This is a genomic window from Vibrio gigantis (genome assembly GCF_024347515.1).
In the GTDB taxonomy this organism is placed as follows: domain Bacteria; phylum Pseudomonadota; class Gammaproteobacteria; order Enterobacterales; family Vibrionaceae; genus Vibrio; species Vibrio gigantis.
The window spans coordinates 427177-448172 of the sequence record NZ_AP025492.1 but is presented as its reverse complement, the minus strand read 5'-3'; the positions used below and the strand labels follow the sequence as shown (position 1 = coordinate 448172).

Here is a 20996-nt window from a genome sequence, read left to right as displayed (position 1 = left end):
ACAAACACTAACTCAGCAAGGAAGGCATGGACAGAAATGCTTTCCTCACGACTCAAAAGGTCATGTAATGGAATTATTACCTGCAACCCAAGCGCATCTAAACAAGAAAACAGCCCCACCATCGAGTGCCTTGGTTCTGCCTCAAGATACGTCACTTACCGTCGGGAAAACTCAGTTCATTCAACATGAGGCTGAGCTCGATCAATTGATTGAACTGACATACCAATTACCGCTATCCGCTGTCAGTCTCAGCTTTCAATTCACTTACTCGACTCCGGTAGTCACGCTACCGAACGGCAATGACAGATATGATATTTCGTCCATTACTCCGCGCTTACTCAGCATGACGCTGATGGAGAACACAAATCGCTCACTAGTGCTGCACTCATTCGTCATTAACGTTACGACTCCCTCGATTCGTCCAAAACTACAAAGCCTTTTCGATCTGCCTGTGACCTACGTAACCCACGACGCCAAACCTGACCTGCACTGTATTTGGTCATTGGGCCTAAACGAGCCCAGATATTGGTGGGATACCTGCATTGCAGAAAAAGCCAGATATCTTGGTCAACACAATAACGCTAAGCCCGCGCAAGGTATTTCAGCGGTCGAAAAAATACAAGCCCAAAAAACATTGGCTGAACAGAACACGGTGTTTTATGGCTTAGCGGAGACAGCTCAACGTTACAATGTCAAAAACGGCCTCGCTTCCAGCGTGAAATTACTGATGGGCTCTGAGCAAGACCACCAGTCTTTTTCTGCCTTCCAGATTGAACGGACGTCGCAGCTCAGCATCACGGTGGCGAAACTGTATCTACCACAAAGCCAATCCTGCCTCATGTTTGGTATCCACCGACACCTTATCAATATTGAGATGCCTTGGGTCGTGACTAATGCATCCATCGAGTGGAATGGCTTTAAAGTATGCAGAGATAAGTGCAGTCAAATTCTCGAAGCGTGCGAACGTAAACTTAGTCTATACAGTCAAGAGCTCGCACAACTAGGGATGACAAACCCCAATAGCCAACATCAAAAACAAGCGCTTTTGCTTCACTCGGCTTACTACATCACTTCAAAGATGGTAACGACTATAATTTTAAACGTGAAATGCTAAGCAAAAACTATGCTTTGCACCCGGCAGTGGCATTCTTGGCAAAATACACCCATATCGATTCTGTCTACAAAGACGTCATTTTACAGCCCGGAATTGTCGGTATTGACGGACGGGTTCACCCAGAACAAAAACAGCTGACAGCTGCGACAGGCCGACAGGCTACCGTTGCGCCGAATATCTTAGGTCTTCCTGCCGTCCTTCGCCCGTTAGTGGTTGCACAAGACGGTTACGCTATTGGAGAAGTCGATCTTGCACAGATTGAGGTAGCGATTGCTGCTGGCGTGTATAGTGACTCAAACTTAGTCAAGATGTATAACCAAGGCGATCTTTACACAGCTATGGCGCAAGAGTTCTTTTGTGATGAGTTAGAATCAGAATACCGCAACTGCGATTCGTCGGCTTTCAAAGAAAAACATCCAGAGAAACGAGCCATCATGAAGCAATGTACACTTGGCCTAATTTACGGTATCACCAGCTTCGGAATAGCGAAAAAACTCAATATCAGAGTCAACAAGGCCACGGAACTGATGGATAAGTTTCTATCGATGTTTTCCGAACTGCAAGAAGCCATTGAGAGAATGCCCCGTTATGGCGCTCTGCGAGGACATGTCAGCACTGCAACGGGATTGCACCGATACCGCCAATTGGATGCTAAGCGAGGCCATACCGAGAAAAACTGGATGGTAAACATGCCAGTACAAGGTACAGCAGCAGCCCTGTTCAAAGCTGCCGGAAATCGACTTCATCAGTTATACAAAGGTTACAACGCCAAGTTGATCGTTGCGATGCACGATGCCTTTGTTTTCGAAGTGCCTAGAGAACACCTAAATGAAGTCAGCGAGTTAACAGCCCAGATCATGAACCAAGTGGTGCAGGATATGTACCCACAGTTGAAGATTAGAGCCGATATAAACATAAGCCAACCAGATTGTTGGACCAAAGATGGCAATCCGAACACTCTCAATATGTGGCTAGCTAAATGACAAAAACTGGACTCAAAGCCTAATAGATTGATTAAAAAGGCTTTGTGTCCACCTCAAATTATTCTCAAAAGATATGCAACTATAATTTTTCGTTGCTTTTTTCTCCTCCTAAGCCCATAATGAAAACAGGCTTATTCGTAGCCAGCGAAAGCAAGTAACGGATTCTCTATCTCATTAACTTTAGTGGGAGGCGGGTCTGTACTTATTTTCTGCCTCTCAAAAACAGGAGGCAGTACTCATGTCTAATATCATTCCGCACAACACTTCCGAAGCTCGAAAACATAAAGGCAAAACTTTAGCTCGTATTGATAGTGAGCAAAAAATGAGAGCATCCGGTCCTCTGGGGGATCAGCGACTTCTTATGAACATTGCTTTAGATTTTATGGAAAAACATCAGAGCATGACTTTCGAGCAAGCGATGTTCGCAGCACAAGCATACTGTGATCGCATGTATCGTTAAGGGAGGCACTATGCATAATCAAATAGCAATTTCATACAACAATGAGTCCTATTCATTAATCGTAGGTGGATGGGCTAACTATCTTCACAGTAACCCAAAAGACGCGGATCAGCTGGTTTATACCGATGACATTATTTTGCCATCTGGCGAGACAGCTGGTGATTACAAAAAAGCACGAAAAGCTGAACATGATGCTGCTGCATCTTCTTCTAAAGTTAAAGCACATCTAAATCAGTCATCTATAAATGATTTCGGCTGTGAATGGGATACTCTTATTCAAAATCATAAAAAGCTGATTCACAATAGGTGCTTCCCGTTATTGTTTATCAACAGGAAACGAACTACAGAAGAGCAACTATTGATAAACAAAGCTGCATCTAATGGTCATATAAGTGCAATGTTTTGGATAGGGACTGCATTAAGTGATGGTTTAAATGAAAATTGCCTTTATTGGCTATCAAGAGCTCACAATTGTGGTCATGTCGGTGCTGCTTATGAAATAGCGAGCTTTCTCTTCAATCAGGGAAACGTTGCCGACGCACTTCGCTGCTTAGTCATTTCTGCCGATAGAGGATGTGATCTCGCTTTCAATGCTATCTTTGGTGCAGACATTTTGATAAGTGTTCTACAAACTAAGAAGCTTAAAGAAACCCAAGAGATGCTTGAGCCTCTAATTGAGTGCTCACATTATTCAGGCGCTCGCTACTTCAAAAGTATATTTCAGTTGATAAACAACCAAACACATGAGGGCTTGAAGCTTTTATGGGAATTTCACGAGAATCCCAAGAATTTACCTCCAGAAAGTGTTAGAGATGATGTCTTTTATAATCAATTGAATATTGCCAAAGACTTAACAAAAGACCTAATAATGCAGGTCGACAAAGGTGAACCAATAGTTACATCTTTACAGGAACACATCAAAAACCTCCGTCCATGTATACTTTCTAACCACAAAAGTGATGTAAATGAGCTTAATAAATTATTTAGAGAGTTAATAAACAAAAATAACAACTGATTTGACTAATAAAGAAAAGGAGCCTTAAAGGCTCCTTGTAAATGATGCCTTCCCACACTGAACGGCGCACGTTAGCGCTGTCTACATATTGTGAACCGAAATCGACGACAACAAAAAAGCAGAGGCTATCCCCTGCTCACCTAGCTTATCCGTCAATCATCAATAACTTCGTCTGCGACGACACCAATTACGTACCCAACGATACCCCCGATTAATATGGAATATGGATATGGACCATACCTAGCCCCAATAGCAGCACCGACTTGAGCGCCACGGATACCAGTGTTCTTTTTTGATTGGGATGATGATTGTGAGAATGTTTTACTTTGCATACTTCCCTACCTCTTTATATAGATATGAAAAAGGGCCATGCTCAATGAAGAACATGACCCTTTGGAGTTTTTGTTAATGCCGCTTTAGTGAGAGTGACCGCACACCTGACAGCTCCCATCATCATATGCACGCTCACCACATGCAGGACAGGTTGTAACTAGTGTTGTTATGGATTTAATCGCCATGTAAAGGCTCCTTCTTGTTGGTTGATTGAGTGTTGCGGAGCTCATTGATACCTCAGCCTAGAGAGTTCCAATTTCGAAACTGAGATATCGTGAGCCAAGCTCCGCAACAAAACTTATTGTGCTTTACCTTTCGGGGTGTCTGAGGTGCATTGAGTTACATCAGTGACATGACCATTCATGGTTCCACAGACATCCGCTTTCCATTGCACGATGACACCGTAAGACGCTGTATTCTGAATACCTGCCTTACCATTCCATTGTGGCTCTAGTAGCTCTTTCATTTTCGAGATATCGCCCGGATTACCGCCGAACGTGCCACCTGCGAATACTGAAGATGCGAATAGTGAAGTTAGACCGAGCAGGATGATTGATGTTTTCATTTTTGTTTTTCCTTGAAGATTGCATGCCCTCTTTCTAAGAAGGCATCTGTTGATTAGTTTGAAGGTGTGGACTGACAGGTGGTGTCAGTTGGTAAAATTAATTTAAGGAATAACGGCAGGGCTTAGGTTTCGTGGGCTATGAAACCTATAACAAAATCGGTCACTTACTCATGACTATCGGGAAATAATGATGACTGACACTACCTGTCAGCGAATCAGTACATCATTGGTGATATGAATAAGAGTGAGAAGTTAGCCTACCGATTGAGTCAGATACTTTCCCGATTACATTCAGGAGAGAAACTGAGCCTTATCGACTTACAGCAGGAATTTGGAGTACATGAACGAACTGTACTTCGAGATTTCAGTCGACTGGCATTTCTACCTATCGAAAGAGAGGATGGATATTACTTCTTAAAGCAATTAGACCATCGTAACCCTAAAGCTCATTTAGCTCTGAACTCCCTATCGAGTATGGGAGTAGATAAGTTGTTTCCAGATAGAGCAGTCATGACTCAGGCACTAAGTCATAAGACACAATCTATTCTGTTCCGTCATTTACCTATCGAAGATTCCAGTCGCTTTCAGACAACATTACGTATCATTGCGAACGCTATTCATCAGCGAAACACTCTGACCTTAACGGGTCAGCGTCGTCGTTATCATCGGATTGAGCCTTACCAACTCATTAACGAACATGGGATTTGGCATTTGGTTTCAATGCTTAGAAACCAATCATATTCGTTTCGAGTGGCAGAGATTACAGAGTTAGTTCAACACGATGATATTTACACTCCCTCACCTAGCTTCAACGAGAAACTAACCAGAGAAGAATTACACTGGAATACTCAGGGTATTGTAGAGGTCATCGCTCAGGTTGGTTCTAGTCGAATTGATGATTACCAGAAGTTAGAACAACCTATGGCAATTCAAGTGCTGAAAGAGTTGGGTTATGGCTCGACACTTATAAGCATTGAGACATCAGATATTCACGCATTAATGCCAGTCCTCAAATCTTGGCTACCTGATATCGATGTAATTTCTCCATCATGGGTAAAACAAACCTTGGTTAGAGATGTTGAAGCCTACCTAGCGACTTGTTCATGAGTAGGTTTATCGACGGCGTCGTCCTTACGTCGACGACGACAATCTAATCTATCGAAACTTCTATCTCATCGAAGCAGTCCATTCCGACGTAGCTTAGGAAATTGGTTTCCCACATCGAATAGAACTCAGCGACACTGGATTCAATAATGGGAACTTCACCCATGTAACGGATGTAAGCCACACCGTGACCAAAATCAAAGTCGATTTCTTTCTCTAGCTCAGGCATCAATCCACAGTAACTAAAGTCAGTGATGTAATCGAAAATCCACTGATCATTAAGCCTAGTGATAAGAATCTCGACAGGGTGATACCCTCCATTTTCAGGACAGTAAGCACGTTCTCGAAAGTTGATAGTTACAGCATGGGTTGACGGGGTTAGTTTCTGAGAGCGATCAATAACCATGTTAATTACATCTTGAAGGTCGGTACTAATTAGTAGCACTAGACGCTCTTTATCGAAGACTAAATTCATAATGAGATCCTTCTGTTATTTTTTCTTGGTCGGTTTGATGTGATTAACGAGATCGAGAAGCTCCTTTTTCCTATCTTGGTATTTCTCTGAAACGACATGTAAGTAAATAGAAGACTCAGCTTTCACGGCTAAACCTAGGCCACGAACGATAGCGGCACAGAAGCCCTGATTGTTAGCGGAGCCAGAAGAATAGAGGGATTTGTAGACCTGACTTTTCCATGGTTTATCACCCTGAGATTCGATAACCTCGAATAACTTAGAGCATGGAATCCATTGTTTTGAATGTAACCCAGCCCCTCCTGTCTGACCTGCAATCCGGAAGTAGAGCTGTTTATCCTCACTGTTTTGAGCAATCTCGTAGAGAACTTTCCCTTGAGATTTTGAACCTAGTTTGTCTGCTTCCCCTGATTTGAGGATGTTTGAGAATGGATTGTGTTTTGACGTGTCTTTAGATGCATCAGCTTCTGTATTCGCTGTACTGCCTTTAGATTGGTTCATAGAAACTTTCCTTTATTTATTGAACTAGAAAGAAGAACCTCACCGTTACGAATCGGTAAAAGTTATTCTAATTCAATAATATAAATTCATTTTGAGACTTATTACGCCTAGAGGATTCTTCCTGTCTTTTCCTGTCCGGTTCCTGTCTTTCCACCCAACTTTACCCCCATAGCCTCGTCGGCGTCGTCGTACTCAGTCATCCCCTGCAATCCCATCAACCCCGTCGTCGACGTCAGAGAATTCATGCTGATAATCAGGTGATGTGATTTTGCTGGTGGATTTCGGAGTGATTCGGGGCAGGGTTACTATGTTGATTACAGGGCTGAAGCTTGGCTCATAATCGTTCGGTCCCCAGTTCAAATCTGGGAGGGGCCACCAAATTAGAAAAGCCAGAACAGTTCACTCTGCTCTGGCTTTTTGCTTTTCTAGAACAGCATAAATCACGCCCTGCACTTCCTAACGGTTGAAATCGTCCCGCACACAATTCCAATTGCCTCTCTGTAACTAAGCTTACTTTTCTTTTATAAAAAAATCGGCAAGATGAGTGGATACAAATCGTACAATAGTTCAGGGAAGAAATATGAAAGACGAAACACTCTCGATTCACTTCGGCTACGAAACCGATCCAACGACTAAATCCGTTGCCACTCCTATCTACCAAACCGTTGCTTATGAGTTCGATGATGCACAACACGGCGCTGACCTGTTCAACCTAGAAGTACCGGGCAATATCTACACTCGCACCAATGATGTGTTAGAAAAGCGAATGGCAGCCCTAGAGGGTGGTATTGCAGGCCTAGTCGTAAGTGCGGGTAGCGCTGCGATTAACTACGCGATTCAAACCTTGACACAAATCGGGGACAACATCGTCTCAACACCTCAACTTTACGGTGGCACTTACACCCTATTTGCTCACATGCTGCCAAACCAAGGGATCGAAGTACGCTTTGCTAAAGATGACAAACCAGAAAGCTTAGCGGCACTGATCGATGAAAAAACCAAGGCGGTTTACTGTGAAAGTATTGGTAACCCAGCAGGTAATATCATCGACTTAGAGCGTGTCGCAGAGCTTGCTCACGCACAAGGTGTGCCTGTGATTGTTGATAACACGGTAGCAACACCGGTACTGTGCAAGCCTATCGATTTTGGCGCTGACATCGTAGTTCATTCACTAACGAAGTACGTTGGTGGTCACGGTACAACATTGGGTGGCGTGATTGTCGACTCAGGTAAATTCCCATGGGCAGAACACAAGGACCGCTTCCCTGTGTTTAATCAACCAGAGCCTTCTTACCACGGTGTGGTTTATACCGAAGCCTTTGGTGAGGCTGCGTTTATTGGTCGCGCTAGAACGGTTCCACTACGCAATACAGGCGCCGCACTGTCACCAATGAATGCTTTCATGCTGATGCAAGGCTTGGAGACGCTGTCGTTACGCATGGAGCGACACACAGAGAATGCGTTGAAAGTGGCGGAATACCTTCAGCAACATGAGAAAGTAAGCTGGGTAAACTACGCCGGCTTGCCTAGCTCAGAATTCTACCCGCTTGCTGAAAAGTACATGCAGGGTAAGCCATCGGCTATTTTGTCTTTTGGTTTAAAAGATGGTTATGAAGCAGGAGTTCGCTTCTATGACGCGCTGCAAATCTTCAAGCGCCTAGTGAACATTGGCGACGCCAAGTCTCTTGCTTGTCACCCTGCTTCCACAACACACCGTCAACTAAGCGAAGCAGAACAAAAACAAGCCGGTGTATCACCAGAGATGATTCGTCTCTCGGTAGGTATTGAGCACATCGAAGATATCTTGGCTGACCTAGAGCAAGCTCTTAACGCTTAATCAAAGTAGCGACACCGAGATATAAAAGTCTCATGCAGCATAAAAAAGTAACAGGTACAAAAAAGCCCATCACTAGATGGGCTTCTTATTATCTATTTCTTAGATAATCTGTCTATTACTCAACCGTTACCGCTTTCGCTAGGTTACGAGGTTGGTCAACATCGGTACCTTTGATTAGCGCTACGTGGTAAGACAGCAGCTGCATCGGTACTGTGTAGTAAATAGGTGCAGTTACTTCATTTACGTGAGGCATCTTGATGATCTTCATGTTCTCATCGCTTTCAAAACCAGCGTCTTGGTCAGCGAATACGTAAAGTAGACCGCCACGAGCACGTACTTCTTCAACGTTTGATTTCAGCTTCTCTAGTAGGTCATTGCTTGGTGCAATTACCACTACTGGCATGTCGGCATCAATAAGTGCTAGAGGACCATGCTTAAGCTCACCAGCAGCGTATGCTTCTGCGTGGATGTAAGAGATCTCTTTTAGTTTAAGAGAAGCTTCCATTGCGATTGGATAGTACTCGCCACGACCTAGAAATAGTGTGTGGTGCTTATCAGCGAAGTCTGTAGCAAGCGCTTCAATCTCTTTATCAAATGCTAGTGCTTTCTCGATATCTGTTGGTAGTTGGTGAAGTGCTTGAACGATTTCAGTTTCTTTCGCCTCATCGATACGACCTTGTAGGCGACCAATCGACGTTACCATCATCAGCATTGCTGCAAGTTGAGTTGTAAACGCTTTTGTTGAAGCAACACCGATCTCTGTTCCTGCGCGAGTCATGAAAGCAAAGTCAGATTCACGAACTAGCGAAGAACCCGCAACGTTACAGATAGTCATTGCTGACATGTAGCCCTTCTCTTTTGCAAGACGAAGTGCAGCAAGCGTATCAGCCGTTTCACCAGACTGAGACAGAGTAACTAGTAGGCTGTTCGGACGAACTACGAAATCACGGTAACGGAATTCAGAAGCGATCTCTACATCACAGCTTACACCCGCTAGAGACTCAAACCAGTAACGAGCAGCCATGCCTGAGTTGTAAGACGTACCACATGCGATGATCTGCACGTGTTCAACCTTGCTTAAGATCTCTTCCGCTTTAACGCCGATAGCATTGGTGATCACAGACGTATCTGAAATACGACCTTCCATTGTGTTGATCAGTGCAGTTGGCTGTTCAAAGATCTCTTTCTGCATGAAGTGACGGTATTTACCTTTGTCACCTGCATCGTGTTCTGCGTTTGATTCTACGATTTCACGCTCTACACGCTCGCCTGCAACATCAAATACCGTTACATCACGACGAGTAACCTCAGCAACATCACCTTCTTCTAGGTACATGAAGCGACGTGTTACGCTTAACAGTGCAAGTTGATCTGATGCTAGGAAGTTCTCACCTACACCAAAACCGATAACGATAGGGCTACCAGAACGAGCAACAACAATGCGGCTAGGATCTTTGCGATCAACCACAACCGTACCGTACGCACCGTCTAGCTGTTTAGCTGTTTTCTGTAGCGCTTCAACCAATGAATCTGAAGTACGAAGTTCCCACTCAACTAGGTGAGCGATAACTTCTGTATCCGTTTGTGAAGTAAATACGTAACCACGCTCTTGCAGCATAGCGCGCAGTGCTTCGTGGTTTTCGATAATACCGTTGTGTACAACTGCGATATCACCAGACATGTGTGGGTGTGCGTTCGCTTCCGACGGTTCACCGTGTGTTGCCCAACGTGTGTGAGCGATACCTGTACCGCCAATCACTTGTTGCTCTTCTACCGCGTCAGCTAGCTCTTGCACTTTACCTAGGCGGCGCACACGAGTTAGGTTAGATTCAGTATCGACTACAGCGACACCTGCAGAGTCATAGCCACGGTATTCTAGGCGGCGAAGGCCTTCTACTAAAATTTCAGCCACATCACGCTGTGCTACTGCACCAACAATTCCACACATAGTTTCACTCCATCAATTTTGTTTTATTCCTATTGGCAGCAAGCAAAGGCCATATCTTTATCAAGATCAATTATAGGAAGATAAATGCATAATATTTAAATTTGTTTTTACTCTGGATCAGTCAGGATCACTCGAACGTCATGTGATTCGATACTTGCTTGAGATTCTTTGCTCAAGTCTGTATCCGTAATCAAAATATCGATGTGGTTCCAAGCCAGCTCTAAATTGGGGATCTTTCGTCCCACTTTTTCAGACTCAACCATCACGATCACTTCTCGTGACACTTCAGCCATAACTTTACTCAGGCCAACCAACTCATTGAATGTGGTTGTACCTCTGTCGAGGTCGATACCATCAGCCCCGATAAACAGTTGGTCAAAATCGTAAGCTCGCAGCACTGACTCTGCGACTTTGCCTTGGAAAGAATCCGAATGGGTATCCCATGTTCCGCCGGTCATGAGTAACGTCGGTTCACTTTCAAGTTCATTAAGGGCGTTAGCCACGTGCAATGAGTTGGTCATAACAACCAAACCACGCTTACTGTTTAGCTGCTGAATTAAAGCACCTGTCGTGCTGCCGCTATCGATCACAATGCGGTTATGGTCACGAATTAGATCTGCAGCCGCTTTTGCCAAAGAAATCTTTCGATTCGAAACTTGCTGCCCCAGTTCTTCGTTCACAACCTCTTTCGGTAACGAAATGGCACCACCATAACGGCGTAAAAGCTGACCGTTTTTCTCTAAAGACGCCAAATCCTTTCTAATAGTGACCTCTGAGGTTTCGAACTTAGCGGATAATTCGTCAACACTAACCTCCCCTTTTTCGTTCACTAGGTTAGAAATTGCATGTCTTCTGAGCTGGGTGTTTCGTTTCGACATTTAAAAAATACCATTAAGTTTCGATATGAAACATATTATAGTTACAACGAAACTATTTAGTCCATTTATTTTGATCCAAAAAATTAATAAATAGCGATAAAACCTTGTCCTAAGACAATTGTTAAGCAGTGATATTGAACTCATTAGGTGGTAGAATCCGCACCCGAAAAGAAAAAAAATTACAAAACTGACTGTTATTTTTTTGCAACTTACCGCCTATATAGTGGGGTAAGTCACATAAAACCGATATTGAATCAAAATCTTTTGGTCATAAAATGACTAAAATTGATGAAAGACTTACAACTCTGAAGGACATATTGGAAGTACCGCGCTTTTACACAGCAGGCACAAAATGTTGATGTAGCGGACCAATCTTCAGAACTTAAATAAATTTCAAATTGTAACAATACTTACCGGAGAGTACCTTCCATGAAAAAGACCAAAATCGTATGTACGATTGGCCCTAAAACTGAATCTGTAGAGAAGCTAACTGAACTAGTAGATGCTGGCATGAACGTTATGCGTCTTAACTTCTCTCACGGTGATTTCGCAGAGCACGGCACTCGTATCGCGAACTTCCGTAAAGTAATGGAAAACAAAGGTGAGCAACTTGCTATCCTTCTAGATACTAAAGGTCCAGAAATCCGTACTATCAAGCTTGAAGATGGTAACGACGTAGATCTAGTAGCTGGTCAAGAGTTCACTTTCACAACTGACGCAACAGTTGTTGGTAACAAAGACGTAGTAGCAGTAACTTACCTAGGTTTCGCTAAAGACCTAACAGCGGGTAACACTATCCTTGTTGATGACGGCCTAATCGAAATGGAAGTTATCGCAACAACAGAAACTGAAGTTAAGTGTAAAGTTCTTAACAACGGTGCTCTAGGCGAAAACAAAGGTGTTAACCTTCCTGGCGTTTCTGTTCAACTTCCAGCTCTTTCTGAGAAAGACAAAGCTGACCTTAAGTTTGGTTGTGAACAAGGCGTTGATTTCGTTGCTGCTTCTTTCATCCGTAAAGAAGAAGACGTTAAAGAAATCCGTGAGCTTCTAAACGCTAACGGCGGCGAGAACATCCACATCATTTCTAAGATTGAAAACCAAGAAGGTGTAGATAACTTCGATTCAATCCTTGAAGCTTCTGACGGCATCATGGTTGCTCGTGGTGACCTAGGTGTTGAAATCCCAGCTGAAGAAGTAATCTTCGCTCAGAAGATGATGATCGAGAAGTGTAACCGTGCACGTAAGATGGTTATCACTGCAACTCAAATGCTTGACTCTATGATCAGCAACCCACGTCCAACTCGTGCAGAAGCGGGTGACGTTGCGAACGCAATCATGGATGGTACTGATGCTGTAATGCTTTCTGGTGAAACTGCTAAAGGTAAGTACCCAGTTGAAGCTGTTACTATCATGGCTCAAATCGCGAACCGTACTGATTCAGCTCTTAAAGCCGAGCTAGGTTCTCGTCTAGACAGCCCACGTCTACGCATCACTGAAGCAGTATGTAAAGGCGCTGTAGACACTGCAGAGAAGCTAGCTGCTCCTCTAATCGTTGTTGCAACTGAAGGCGGTAAGTCTGCACGTTCAGTGCGTAAGTACTTCCCAACTGCAAACATCCTTGCTCTAACAACTAACGAAAAGACAGCTGCACAGCTAGTTCTTACTAAAGGTGTTAAGCCAGTTCTTGTTGACTCTATCGAGAACACAGACGCGTTCTACATCAACGGTAAAGAAATCGCTCTACAATCTGGCCTAGGTAACAAAGGCGACATCGTAGTTATGGTTTCTGGTGCTCTAGTAGCTTCTGGTACTACAAACACGGCATCTGTTCACGTTCTATAAGAATGAACCGATTCGCATAAAATATAAAAGAGGGCTTCGGCCCTCTTTTTTTATGAAACAAAATCTTGCCTAACTTTTCAGTACGCTGTATTATCAATCACAATAGAACTACGTACTGTTAACTTCCAATTGGCTCTTTCTAAGAGACGGATTAGCAGACTAGAAATCATATATAGATGAGGTTTGTAATGTCTAGTCCTACGCTCACTGACAAAGTATCAAAGATGATTCGCCAAGATATTCTTAATGGTGAGTTAACCCCAGGCCAAAAGCTCGTTGTTGCTGATCTAAAAGCACGCTACAACGTTGGCGCATCCCCTATTCGTGAAGCCTTGGTACAATTATCTTGGAGCAAATACGTAAAGCTAGAGCCACAAAAAGGCTGCTGGGTATCTCCTGTATCAAAGAAAGAACTGAATGATCTCTACGAAAGCCTTCGTGTTGTCTCTTCTGTTCTGCTTAAAAAAGCGATTTCAGCGGGTGATGAGAGCTGGGAGCTAGATGTATTAACGTCTTACCATAAACTGTCGCGAGTGCAGTACGTATCTGAAGAGTTTGATTGTGTTGAGTGGGAAGAGCGCCATCAGCAGTTCCATGTTGCGTTACTTGAAGGCGCTGATTCAGAGAACATGTTTAAGTTCTTTGATGACCTAATTAACCAAGTGAAACGTTACCGCTTCCTCGCTATGTCTGCAGAAAGCGCATCTGATGATCTGTTCAATATTGATGAGCACGAAATGATCATGAAGCTAGTACTCTCTAAGAATGTAGAACAAGCGACAGAACTGCTTGATCAGCACTTACTAGGTTCAATGAAACGAATTGAAGAAGTTATCGAAGCGGCATAATGCCAAGATAGATTCTCACCAAATAAAAACGGAGCCCAACGGCTCCGTTTTTTTTTCCAGTACCACGACTGAACTACCACCCAAAAAACTCTTTGTGATGAGTATTGAGCAGCACAACCATAGGTAAAAAATACAATGCACTAAGCTGAAAGCCAAGAATGGCTAATGTGCCTATGGTTAACCTCACTAAAAAATCGACAAACATACCACGCCTCTTTTAACCAGACTGTATGATCCCTAAACTCTTGCTCCAGCTAACCTAATTCTACTGCTGCCTTTCAAGTTATTGATAAGGCTAGCTAACCAGCTGAATTAAGTTAACGGTGTCATCCTTTTACATCTGGTAAACACTCTATTTATTATATCGTTTCACACGATGTAATCTGAAGCAAAGTAGTTTACTTATTGTTCATTTTAGCTCAAATTTTCACCAGCATTAGACTTTAGTCTAACTGTATAGATTTTGTGACATAGGTCGTTCAAAAGTGAGATTCCTAATAAAAAGGGGGGAAAGGCAAAATGAGTCGGGGAGCCGCTTGAAGAAGTTAAGCAAATAGAAAAGAGGACTAGGTAGAAGCGAACCTAAGCGACATCATCGTAGCTAGGACACATAGAGACCGTATTACGGCCAGACGATTTAGATTCGTAAAGTGCAACATCAGCACACTTATATGAACGAGTGCTGTTACTGGTTAAATCCGTAAAGCCAACACTCACCGTTACCTTAGTTCCAGCTGCTAGCTCAATCTCGATTCGTAATCGTTCCAATACGCGTTTTGCTTCCGGCAGTGAAGTGTGTGGCATCAAGAGTGCAAACTCTTCTCCTCCGACACGTGCAACAAAGTCAGTCCCACGAAGGCTATCTTGCAGAAGCTTAGCAACACTTGCAATCACACGGTCGCCTTCATCGTGGCCAAGTTCGTCATTGATTCGCTTAAAGTTATCGATATCGACTAAGGCTAAGCACGTAGTCGCTTCATTAGGATAACGCTCAACCAAGCGAGAATAGTAAGCCAACTGCTCTTCGAACTTTCGTCGGTTCCAGAGATTACTCAAAGAGTCGCGTTCACTTAAGATCCTCAAACGCACCTCAAGCTCCTTCCTTACGGAAATATCAACCAACGAAGTGATGTAGTAGCTGACTTTGCCCGAACTGTTTTTGACCACATGAACTCGCATGATCGCAGTAAAAGGAATACGTAACTTGTTCTTACACTGAACTTCCCCTTCCCATACTTCTTCTTGTTCTAAATGGCTCCAGATGGTCGAACTTGAGAGCACTTGGTCGGTATTCTCAAGCAACAACTGCAATGCATTCTGGCCAATAACTTGTTTTTTACTGTACCCAGTCATGTTCTCAAATTCGTTGTTGATCATCATTGTGCGGTGTTGCTTGTCAGAGATCATCACTGCCGACATGCCATTCAATGCGGCGCGTGCCAATTTACTCTCTAGACTTCGGCGTCGATAGTGCGTCACAATGTAAGCAAACGGGAAAGCGAAAATCAGCACCGTAATCAAAACAATGATCTCTTCATAGGCCAGATCATTCAGATCACGCTCAGCCCGATCCATCAATTGCTTGTGATTAAGTTGAATCAGTAAATGAACCTTTTGACTGTTCGCGAGCATAACCGTGTTAAAGGCAAACAAATTACCATCTTCAAAAACGTACCCTACCTGATCATTGGAGATCGCATCCCATGTCTTCGGCGCGATATTTTTCAGATTGTAGCCTTTTCTTTCAGGAATAGAGTCTCCGAACAACTTACCGCTGTTGTTACTCGCGATGAAGTAGCCCGCGTCATTGAGAACTTCTGCTCGAAGATCGTTATCAGGTGAAAAGCTCAGACGCGACGATAAGCCCCATACATCGAGATTGATGACAAGGTAGCCTACTCTTTCGTCTGGGGTTTCTACGGGGGTAAAAACACGGATTACCGGCGAATACGGGAAGGTGACTTCACCATGCTCCGTTTCAAGCTCAATACCCCAACCGCCAATCTGTTCGGCTTCTAGTTTTTGAGCGTATTGGAAGTAGTTAGAATCTGACCTATCTTGCAGATGTTGAGGTAGCGTCACCCTACCGGTATCAGAGGAATAATTAACCCGCACCAGTTCTTTACCTGTGATATCTAACAGATGGATTTGTGTATACCACTTCTGATTCACAAGAACAGATTGCCAGACCTCTTCAAGTAGACCTTTGGTTTGGTCTGAAGGAGAAGAAGCAAAGTTAACCAAACTCTGGCTATGACTTAGTAGCTCCATTACCGAGACTAACTGAGTCTTAAGAAGATCATAATCTCGCTTGGCATACACTAACTGATGGACGGCTTGCTTAGCCGAGTAGTCAAAGCTCTGCTGTTTTACTTCTTTGTAGCGCTGTAAATAATACAGGCATACTGCAGAAGACAGTATGATAGAGATAATCAGCAATGTAATTATTGATTTTCTATTTCGCATTGCTAACTCAGATGAATGGAAGTGCAGCGCGGGATTATAGCACTCTAAAAAATTAACAAAATAAAAGCCGCTTACAAAAGCGGCTTTTAAGTTGTTTTTTAAAGACTTATCGCCTAGGCTTTCAACGCACGTTCGCCTCGTGCGATGCCAACAACACCACTTCGAGCTACTTCAAGCACTTCCGTCACTTCAGACAATGCCTGAATGAAGGCATCAAGCTTCTCGCTAGTGCCGGCCATTTGAACCGTATATTGAGAAGCCGTTACATCAACGATTTGGCCACGGAAGATATCAGCCGTGCGCTTCACTTCTGCACGAGCAAAGCCGCTCGCGCGTACTTTTACCATCAACAGCTCACGCTCGATATGCTCAAGCTCAGACACTTCTTGTACCTTAAGTACATCGATTAGTTTATGTAGCTGTTTCTGGATCTGCTCAAGCTGCATTTCGCTTGAGTTAGTGGTTACGTTCAGACGAGACAGCGTCGGATCATCGGTTGGAGATACGTTCAAAGACTCGATGTTGTAGCCACGCTGAGAAAACAAGCCAACCACACGAGAAAGTGCACCAGGTTGGTTTTCCATTAATAGTGAAATGATGTGTCTCATATTATGTTCTCTCCGTTTTGCTTAGCCACATGTTATCCATACCCTCGCCTTTGATCTGCATTGGGTATACGTGCTCGGTGTCATCCACACTGATATCGACAAATACCAAACGGTCTTTCATCGCCAGTGCTTTTTCCAAACCTGATTCCAGTTCATCCGGAGATGAAATACGCATACCAACGTGGCCGTAAGCCTCCGCGATTGCAGCAAAATCAGGAACAGAGTCCATATATGAGTTAGAGTGACGACCTTGATAAACAATGTCTTGCCACTGTTTAACCATTCCTAAGAAACGGTTGTTCAGGTTAATAATCTTAACTGGGATATTGTATTGCAGTGCCGTCGACAGCTCTTGGATATTCATTTGAATACTGCCATCGCCCGTTACAACAACCACTTCTTCTTCTGGTTTAGCAAACTTAACGCCCATACCAGCAGGTAGACCAAAGCCCATCGTGCCTAGGCCGCCCGAGTTAATCCAACGGCGTGGTTTGTTGAATGGGTAGTACAATGCGGCAAACATCTGGTGCTGACCAACATCCGAAGCAACATACGCGTCGCCATTAGTTACTTTATGCAACGTTTCAATAACTTGTTGCGGCTTAATTCGCTCAGAAGATTTCTCATAAGCTAAGCAGTCACGATCTTGCCACTGCTTAATTTCACTCCACCAGCTTTCCATCGCCTCAGCATCGTTAGTGCCACCTTGCTCAATCAGCAGGTTCACCATGCTCTCAAGTACTTTTTCTGCAGAACCTACAATCGGTAGATCCACTTTCACGTTCTTAGAGATCGAAGATGGGTCGATATCAATGTGCATGATCTTCGCATTCGGGCAGTACTTGTCTAGGTTGTTAGTAGTACGGTCATCGAAACGTACGCCTACCCCAAAGATAAGGTCGGCATTGTGCATTGCCATATTGGCTTCATACAAACCGTGCATACCCAACATACCCAAAGAGTTCTTGTGAGTACCAGGGAAGGCGCCAAGACCCATTAGGGTGCTTACAACGGGTAAATTCAGTGCTTCAGCCAATTTAATTAGCTGTTGGTCTGCCTCAGAGATAACCGCACCACCGCCGACATAAAGTACCGGCTTCTTCGCTTCAAGAAGTGCTTTTAATGCCTTCTTGATTTGACCTTTATGACCCGTAACCGTTGGGTTATATGAACGCATTTTGATCGTTTCTGGGTATTCATAAGGAAGCTTGATTTGTGGGTTTAGGATATCTTTCGGTAGATCGATAACCACAGGACCAGGACGTCCTGTCGTTGAAATATAGAAGGCTTTTTTAACGACTTCAGGGATGTCTTCCGCTTTCTTAACTAGAAAGCTGTGTTTAACTATCGGGCGAGATACACCTACGATGTCACACTCTTGGAAGGCGTCGTTACCAATCAAGTTATTTGGTACGTTACCAGAAATAACAATCATTGGGATTGAGTCCATGTACGCTGTCGCAATACCTGTAACGGTATTGGTTGCACCTGGACCAGAACACACAAGTACTACGCCCGGTTTACCGGTAGAACGAGTATAGCCATCAGCCATATGGGTAGCGGCTTGTTCGTGTCGTACTAATACGTGTTTAATTTCAGAAGTTTTAGCATGCAGCGCATCGTAGATATCAAGTACAGAGCCACCTGGGTAACCAAAGATTTGCTCTACACCCTCTTCAATTAGAGACTGCACCACCATCTCAGCGCCGGATAACATTGCTGTTTCAGGTTTTGTTGTCATATTGCTCTCCTCACCAGTTTCCAATCATATTTGGTGAACATGTTGGGCTGGTTTTTCATAGTCTAGGGCTTATTCGTAGCCTAATTCGAAATACTTCCACTTTTTCGGCTATGGCTGTCTGTCGTGATAACAACAAACAGTAATACGAAACAACTTTAACGCTTTATTATCATCTGGTCTAACACTTGTTATCCGGCGATCATGTTAAAAAACCAACCATTAGCTTAAAACATCAAACAAACACTACCCCAAGACAAGCATGTAGTTATAAAAACCACAAATACACACAAAAAAAGCACTTAATATTTCTACAAACCATTATTTATCGATGAGTTACACGCTTTTCAGTGTGCGCATTCGCACATTGTGCCAAGTCTTGAGCCATAAAAAATCCCCCTAAAAATGCAATCACATTCGTAGGGGGATTTTTAAACAACTGAAAATTTATCTAAGCAGAAAACTACTTATCTTTAGGCTTTTCATTGTACATTTCTTCGATTTCGTCTTGATACTTATCATTGATAACTTTACGACGCAATTTCTGAGTTGGCGTCAGTTCACCATCATCCATCGAAAATGCTTTTGGCAACAACTTGAATTTCTTCACTTGTTCAAACTTAGCCAGTTCTTGCTGCAGATCATTCACACGCTTTTCTAGCATCTCGACGATTTGGTGATGCTTAACAAGCTCAACGCGATCGTGATACTTGATATTGAGCTCTTTAGCGTACTCTTCTAGCGAGTCATAACAAGGGACAATCAGTGCAGAAACGAATTTGCGCGTATCTGCGATAACGGCAATCTGCTCGATAAAATGATCTTTACCAATCGCGCCTTCCACCACTTGCGGTGCAATGTATTTACCGCCAGAGGTTTTCATCAATTCTTTGATTCGGTCAGTAATGAACAGGTTACCATTTTCATCAAAATGACCCGCATCACCGGTTTTCAGGAAGCCGTGCTCATCAAACGTCTTAGCCGTCTCTTCAGGCATCTTGTAGTAGCCGCGCATCACCATTGGACCACGAACAAGAATCTCGTCCTTCGCACCAATTTTTACTTCTGCGCCCGGCATCGACATACCAATCGAATCAGGGTTAAAACAGCGGTCATCCCAACAAGATACTGTTGCTGTGGTTTCTGTCATACCATAGCCAAGTTTTACGTTGATGCCGATAGCATGGAAGAAGCGGCCAATCGTCTCATCAAGCTTCGCGCCACCACATGGCATGAAGTTGATATTACCGCCTAGCAGAGCGCGCAGTTTAGATAACACAAGCTTATCGGCTAGTGCGTGACTCTTCTTCAGCATCAAAGACGGAGTACGACCTTCTTGGTGACAAACAGAAAGCTTAGCGCCCATGTTTACCGCCCAAGTAAATAACACTTTACGAATAAACGGCGCTTTAGATACCTTCTCGTGAATCGCAGAGAAGATCTTCTCGTAGAAGCGGGGAACCGCACACATTACGGTAGGTTTCACATCGCTTAGCGCATCACGCACCTGCATTGTGTCTTGCAGGTAACAGTTAGTTGCGCCTTTATAGAGAACGTAGAACGTCCAAGCACGCTCAAATACGTGCGACAGAGGTAGAAAACACAATGATACATCGTCTTTGCTTAGGCTAAGGCGCTCATCGTGGCCTTCTAACTGGTAGCCAATATTGGTGTAATCAAGCATTACGCCTTTTGGCTGACCTGTGGTACCAGAGGTATAGATAAGAGTCAGTAAATCGTCCATGCTTGCATCTGCAAGACGAGTATCAAGTTCAGCTTGCTGAGCCTCAACACCGCGTGCCATGAAATCATTCCAAGATATCGCGAAGCTATGGTCTTGAAGATCGATATCATCAGACATCGCCACAACCACTTCTAGCTGTTCGCACTCTTCGAATAGGCTCACCGCCGCGTCAAATTGAACTTGTTCACCAACGAATAAGATCTTCACATCCGCATTTTGGATGATGTAAGAAGACTGTGCTGCTGTGTTGGTTGGATAAATCGGCACAGTCACAAGGCGTGCTTGTAAAGATGCAAAATCTGCTACGGTCCATTGAGGCATATTGTTCGAATAGATACCGATCTTATCCTGAACTCTCAACCCTTGAGCCAACAGTGCTAATGAAAGCGTATCGATTTGTTGTCCAAACTGTTCCCAGCTAATGCCTTGCCATACATTGTCTACTTTATGTTTCAAAGCTGTACGGTTGCCGCCTTGGGCAATTTGGTCACGAAGTCTTTTTACGATATGAAAATCTAAATTGGCCATCTCTTTACCTTT

The 20996-nt window shown here is 43.7% G+C and carries 18 protein-coding genes; 8 read left to right on the top strand and 10 right to left on the bottom strand.

The window, feature by feature from the left end:
* The first annotated feature begins 67 nt into the window (after positions 1-67).
* The 4 genes from OCV56_RS02050 to OCV56_RS02035 all read left to right on the top strand — a co-directional run bounded on the left by OCV56_RS02050 (position 68) and on the right by OCV56_RS02035 (position 3572).
* Positions 68-1114, top strand: a complete 1047-nt coding sequence (locus tag OCV56_RS02050; RefSeq protein WP_228761243.1) for a hypothetical protein — start codon at positions 68-70, stop codon at positions 1112-1114.
* Positions 1108-2097 (top strand): DNA polymerase, encoded by a 990-nt coding sequence (locus tag OCV56_RS02045; RefSeq protein WP_228761242.1) that lies wholly within the window; start codon positions 1108-1110, stop codon positions 2095-2097. Before OCV56_RS02050 ends, OCV56_RS02045 begins: the two co-directional genes overlap by 7 nt.
* Positions 2098-2335: 238 nt before the next feature.
* Positions 2336-2557: a hypothetical protein gene (locus OCV56_RS02040; protein WP_086716306.1), complete on the top strand. Its 222-nt coding sequence runs from the start codon at positions 2336-2338 to the stop codon at positions 2555-2557.
* A gap of 10 nt (positions 2558-2567) precedes the next feature.
* Complete coding sequence (locus OCV56_RS02035) at positions 2568-3572, top strand: SEL1-like repeat protein (RefSeq protein WP_086716303.1); 1005 nt, start codon at positions 2568-2570, stop codon at positions 3570-3572.
* Positions 3573-3724: 152 nt separating this feature from the next.
* On the opposite strand, the gene OCV56_RS26100 is transcribed toward OCV56_RS02035, so the two are convergent.
* Both OCV56_RS26100 and OCV56_RS02030 read right to left on the bottom strand, forming a co-directional pair.
* A complete protein-coding gene (locus OCV56_RS26100; RefSeq protein WP_016789702.1) occupies positions 3725-3904 on the bottom strand; it encodes a hypothetical protein in 180 nt (59 codons plus the stop codon).
* A 299-nt stretch (positions 3905-4203) separates the two neighbouring features.
* Entirely contained in the window at positions 4204-4470 is a 267-nt protein-coding gene (locus tag OCV56_RS02030) for a hypothetical protein (protein WP_065099499.1), read from the bottom strand.
* A 234-nt stretch (positions 4471-4704) separates the two neighbouring features.
* Here OCV56_RS02030 and OCV56_RS02025 point away from each other — a divergent pair, with 234 nt between their 5' ends.
* A complete protein-coding gene (locus OCV56_RS02025; protein ID WP_086716302.1) occupies positions 4705-5577 on the top strand; it encodes a helix-turn-helix transcriptional regulator in 873 nt (290 codons plus the stop codon).
* A 43-nt stretch (positions 5578-5620) separates the two neighbouring features.
* Here OCV56_RS02025 and OCV56_RS02020 read toward each other — a convergent pair whose 3' ends face one another.
* Both OCV56_RS02020 and OCV56_RS02015 read right to left on the bottom strand, forming a co-directional pair.
* A complete protein-coding gene (locus OCV56_RS02020) occupies positions 5621-6049 on the bottom strand; it encodes a DUF2787 family protein (protein WP_086716300.1) in 429 nt (142 codons plus the stop codon).
* 15 nt (positions 6050-6064) lie between these two features.
* Positions 6065-6547 (bottom strand): hypothetical protein, encoded by a 483-nt coding sequence (locus tag OCV56_RS02015; protein WP_086716298.1) that lies wholly within the window; start codon positions 6545-6547, stop codon positions 6065-6067.
* A gap of 580 nt (positions 6548-7127) precedes the next feature.
* Here OCV56_RS02015 and OCV56_RS02010 point away from each other — a divergent pair.
* Positions 7128-8384, top strand: coding sequence for an O-acetylhomoserine aminocarboxypropyltransferase/cysteine synthase family protein (locus OCV56_RS02010; RefSeq protein ID WP_086716045.1), 1257 nt, complete (start codon positions 7128-7130; stop codon positions 8382-8384).
* Positions 8385-8499: 115 nt separating this feature from the next.
* Here OCV56_RS02010 and glmS read toward each other — a convergent pair whose 3' ends face one another.
* Both glmS and OCV56_RS02000 read right to left on the bottom strand, forming a co-directional pair.
* Positions 8500-10332, bottom strand: coding sequence for a glutamine--fructose-6-phosphate transaminase (isomerizing) (gene glmS / locus OCV56_RS02005; RefSeq protein ID WP_086716047.1), 1833 nt, complete (start codon positions 10330-10332; stop codon positions 8500-8502).
* 107 nt (positions 10333-10439) lie between these two features.
* A complete protein-coding gene (locus tag OCV56_RS02000; RefSeq protein WP_086716049.1) occupies positions 10440-11210 on the bottom strand; it encodes a DeoR/GlpR family DNA-binding transcription regulator in 771 nt (256 codons plus the stop codon).
* A gap of 429 nt (positions 11211-11639) precedes the next feature.
* Here OCV56_RS02000 and pykF point away from each other — a divergent pair, with 429 nt between their 5' ends.
* Complete coding sequence (gene pykF, locus OCV56_RS01995) at positions 11640-13052, top strand: pyruvate kinase PykF (protein WP_017061403.1); 1413 nt, start codon at positions 11640-11642, stop codon at positions 13050-13052.
* Between the two features lie 224 nt (positions 13053-13276).
* On the top strand, positions 13277-13900 hold the full coding sequence (locus OCV56_RS01990; RefSeq protein WP_029405749.1) for a GntR family transcriptional regulator: 624 nt from the start codon (positions 13277-13279) through the stop codon (positions 13898-13900).
* A gap of 582 nt (positions 13901-14482) precedes the next feature.
* Here the strand turns inward: OCV56_RS01990 and OCV56_RS01985 are convergent.
* From OCV56_RS01985 to OCV56_RS01970, 4 genes are all read right to left on the bottom strand, one after another.
* The gene (locus tag OCV56_RS01985) at positions 14483-16366 is read right to left on the bottom strand and encodes a sensor domain-containing diguanylate cyclase (RefSeq protein ID WP_086716051.1); all 1884 of its coding nucleotides are present in this window, start codon (positions 16364-16366) and stop codon (positions 14483-14485) included.
* A 113-nt stretch (positions 16367-16479) separates the two neighbouring features.
* The gene (gene ilvN, locus OCV56_RS01980; protein ID WP_008219984.1) at positions 16480-16974 is read right to left on the bottom strand and encodes an acetolactate synthase small subunit; all 495 of its coding nucleotides are present in this window, start codon (positions 16972-16974) and stop codon (positions 16480-16482) included.
* 1 nt (position 16975) lies between these two features.
* The gene (locus tag OCV56_RS01975; RefSeq protein WP_086716053.1) at positions 16976-18715 is read right to left on the bottom strand and encodes an acetolactate synthase 3 large subunit; all 1740 of its coding nucleotides are present in this window, start codon (positions 18713-18715) and stop codon (positions 16976-16978) included.
* A 460-nt stretch (positions 18716-19175) separates the two neighbouring features.
* Positions 19176-20984, bottom strand: a complete 1809-nt coding sequence (locus OCV56_RS01970; RefSeq protein ID WP_086716055.1) for an AMP-dependent synthetase/ligase — start codon at positions 20982-20984, stop codon at positions 19176-19178.
* Between the last annotated feature and the right edge of the window lie 12 nt (positions 20985-20996).

Excerpts from the sequence above, each read along its gene's own strand:
- OCV56_RS01975 (WP_086716053.1), bottom strand. The coding sequence starts at position 18,715 with ATGACAACAAAACCTGAAACAGCAATGTTATCCGGCGCTGAGATGGTG.
- OCV56_RS02050 (WP_228761243.1), top strand. The coding sequence starts at position 68 with ATGGAATTATTACCTGCAACCCAAGCGCATCTAAACAAGAAAACAGCC.
- OCV56_RS01970 (WP_086716055.1), bottom strand. The coding sequence starts at position 20,984 with ATGGCCAATTTAGATTTTCATATCGTAAAAAGACTTCGTGACCAAATT.
- OCV56_RS02045 (WP_228761242.1), top strand. The coding sequence starts at position 1,108 with ATGCTAAGCAAAAACTATGCTTTGCACCCGGCAGTGGCATTCTTGGCA.
- pykF (WP_017061403.1), top strand. The coding sequence starts at position 11,640 with ATGAAAAAGACCAAAATCGTATGTACGATTGGCCCTAAAACTGAATCT.
- OCV56_RS02035 (WP_086716303.1), top strand. The coding sequence starts at position 2,568 with ATGCATAATCAAATAGCAATTTCATACAACAATGAGTCCTATTCATTA.
- OCV56_RS01985 (WP_086716051.1), bottom strand. The coding sequence starts at position 16,366 with ATGCGAAATAGAAAATCAATAATTACATTGCTGATTATCTCTATCATA.
- glmS (WP_086716047.1), bottom strand. The coding sequence starts at position 10,332 with ATGTGTGGAATTGTTGGTGCAGTAGCACAGCGTGATGTGGCTGAAATT.
- OCV56_RS02015 (WP_086716298.1), bottom strand. The coding sequence starts at position 6,547 with ATGAACCAATCTAAAGGCAGTACAGCGAATACAGAAGCTGATGCATCT.
- OCV56_RS02025 (WP_086716302.1), top strand. The coding sequence starts at position 4,705 with ATGAATAAGAGTGAGAAGTTAGCCTACCGATTGAGTCAGATACTTTCC.
- OCV56_RS02000 (WP_086716049.1), bottom strand. The coding sequence starts at position 11,210 with ATGTCGAAACGAAACACCCAGCTCAGAAGACATGCAATTTCTAACCTA.
- OCV56_RS02040 (WP_086716306.1), top strand. The coding sequence starts at position 2,336 with ATGTCTAATATCATTCCGCACAACACTTCCGAAGCTCGAAAACATAAA.
- OCV56_RS01990 (WP_029405749.1), top strand. The coding sequence starts at position 13,277 with ATGATTCGCCAAGATATTCTTAATGGTGAGTTAACCCCAGGCCAAAAG.
- OCV56_RS02010 (WP_086716045.1), top strand. The coding sequence starts at position 7,128 with ATGAAAGACGAAACACTCTCGATTCACTTCGGCTACGAAACCGATCCA.
- OCV56_RS02030 (WP_065099499.1), bottom strand. The coding sequence starts at position 4,470 with ATGAAAACATCAATCATCCTGCTCGGTCTAACTTCACTATTCGCATCT.
- OCV56_RS26100 (WP_016789702.1), bottom strand. The coding sequence starts at position 3,904 with ATGCAAAGTAAAACATTCTCACAATCATCATCCCAATCAAAAAAGAAC.
- ilvN (WP_008219984.1), bottom strand. The coding sequence starts at position 16,974 with ATGAGACACATCATTTCACTATTAATGGAAAACCAACCTGGTGCACTT.
- OCV56_RS02020 (WP_086716300.1), bottom strand. The coding sequence starts at position 6,049 with ATGAATTTAGTCTTCGATAAAGAGCGTCTAGTGCTACTAATTAGTACC.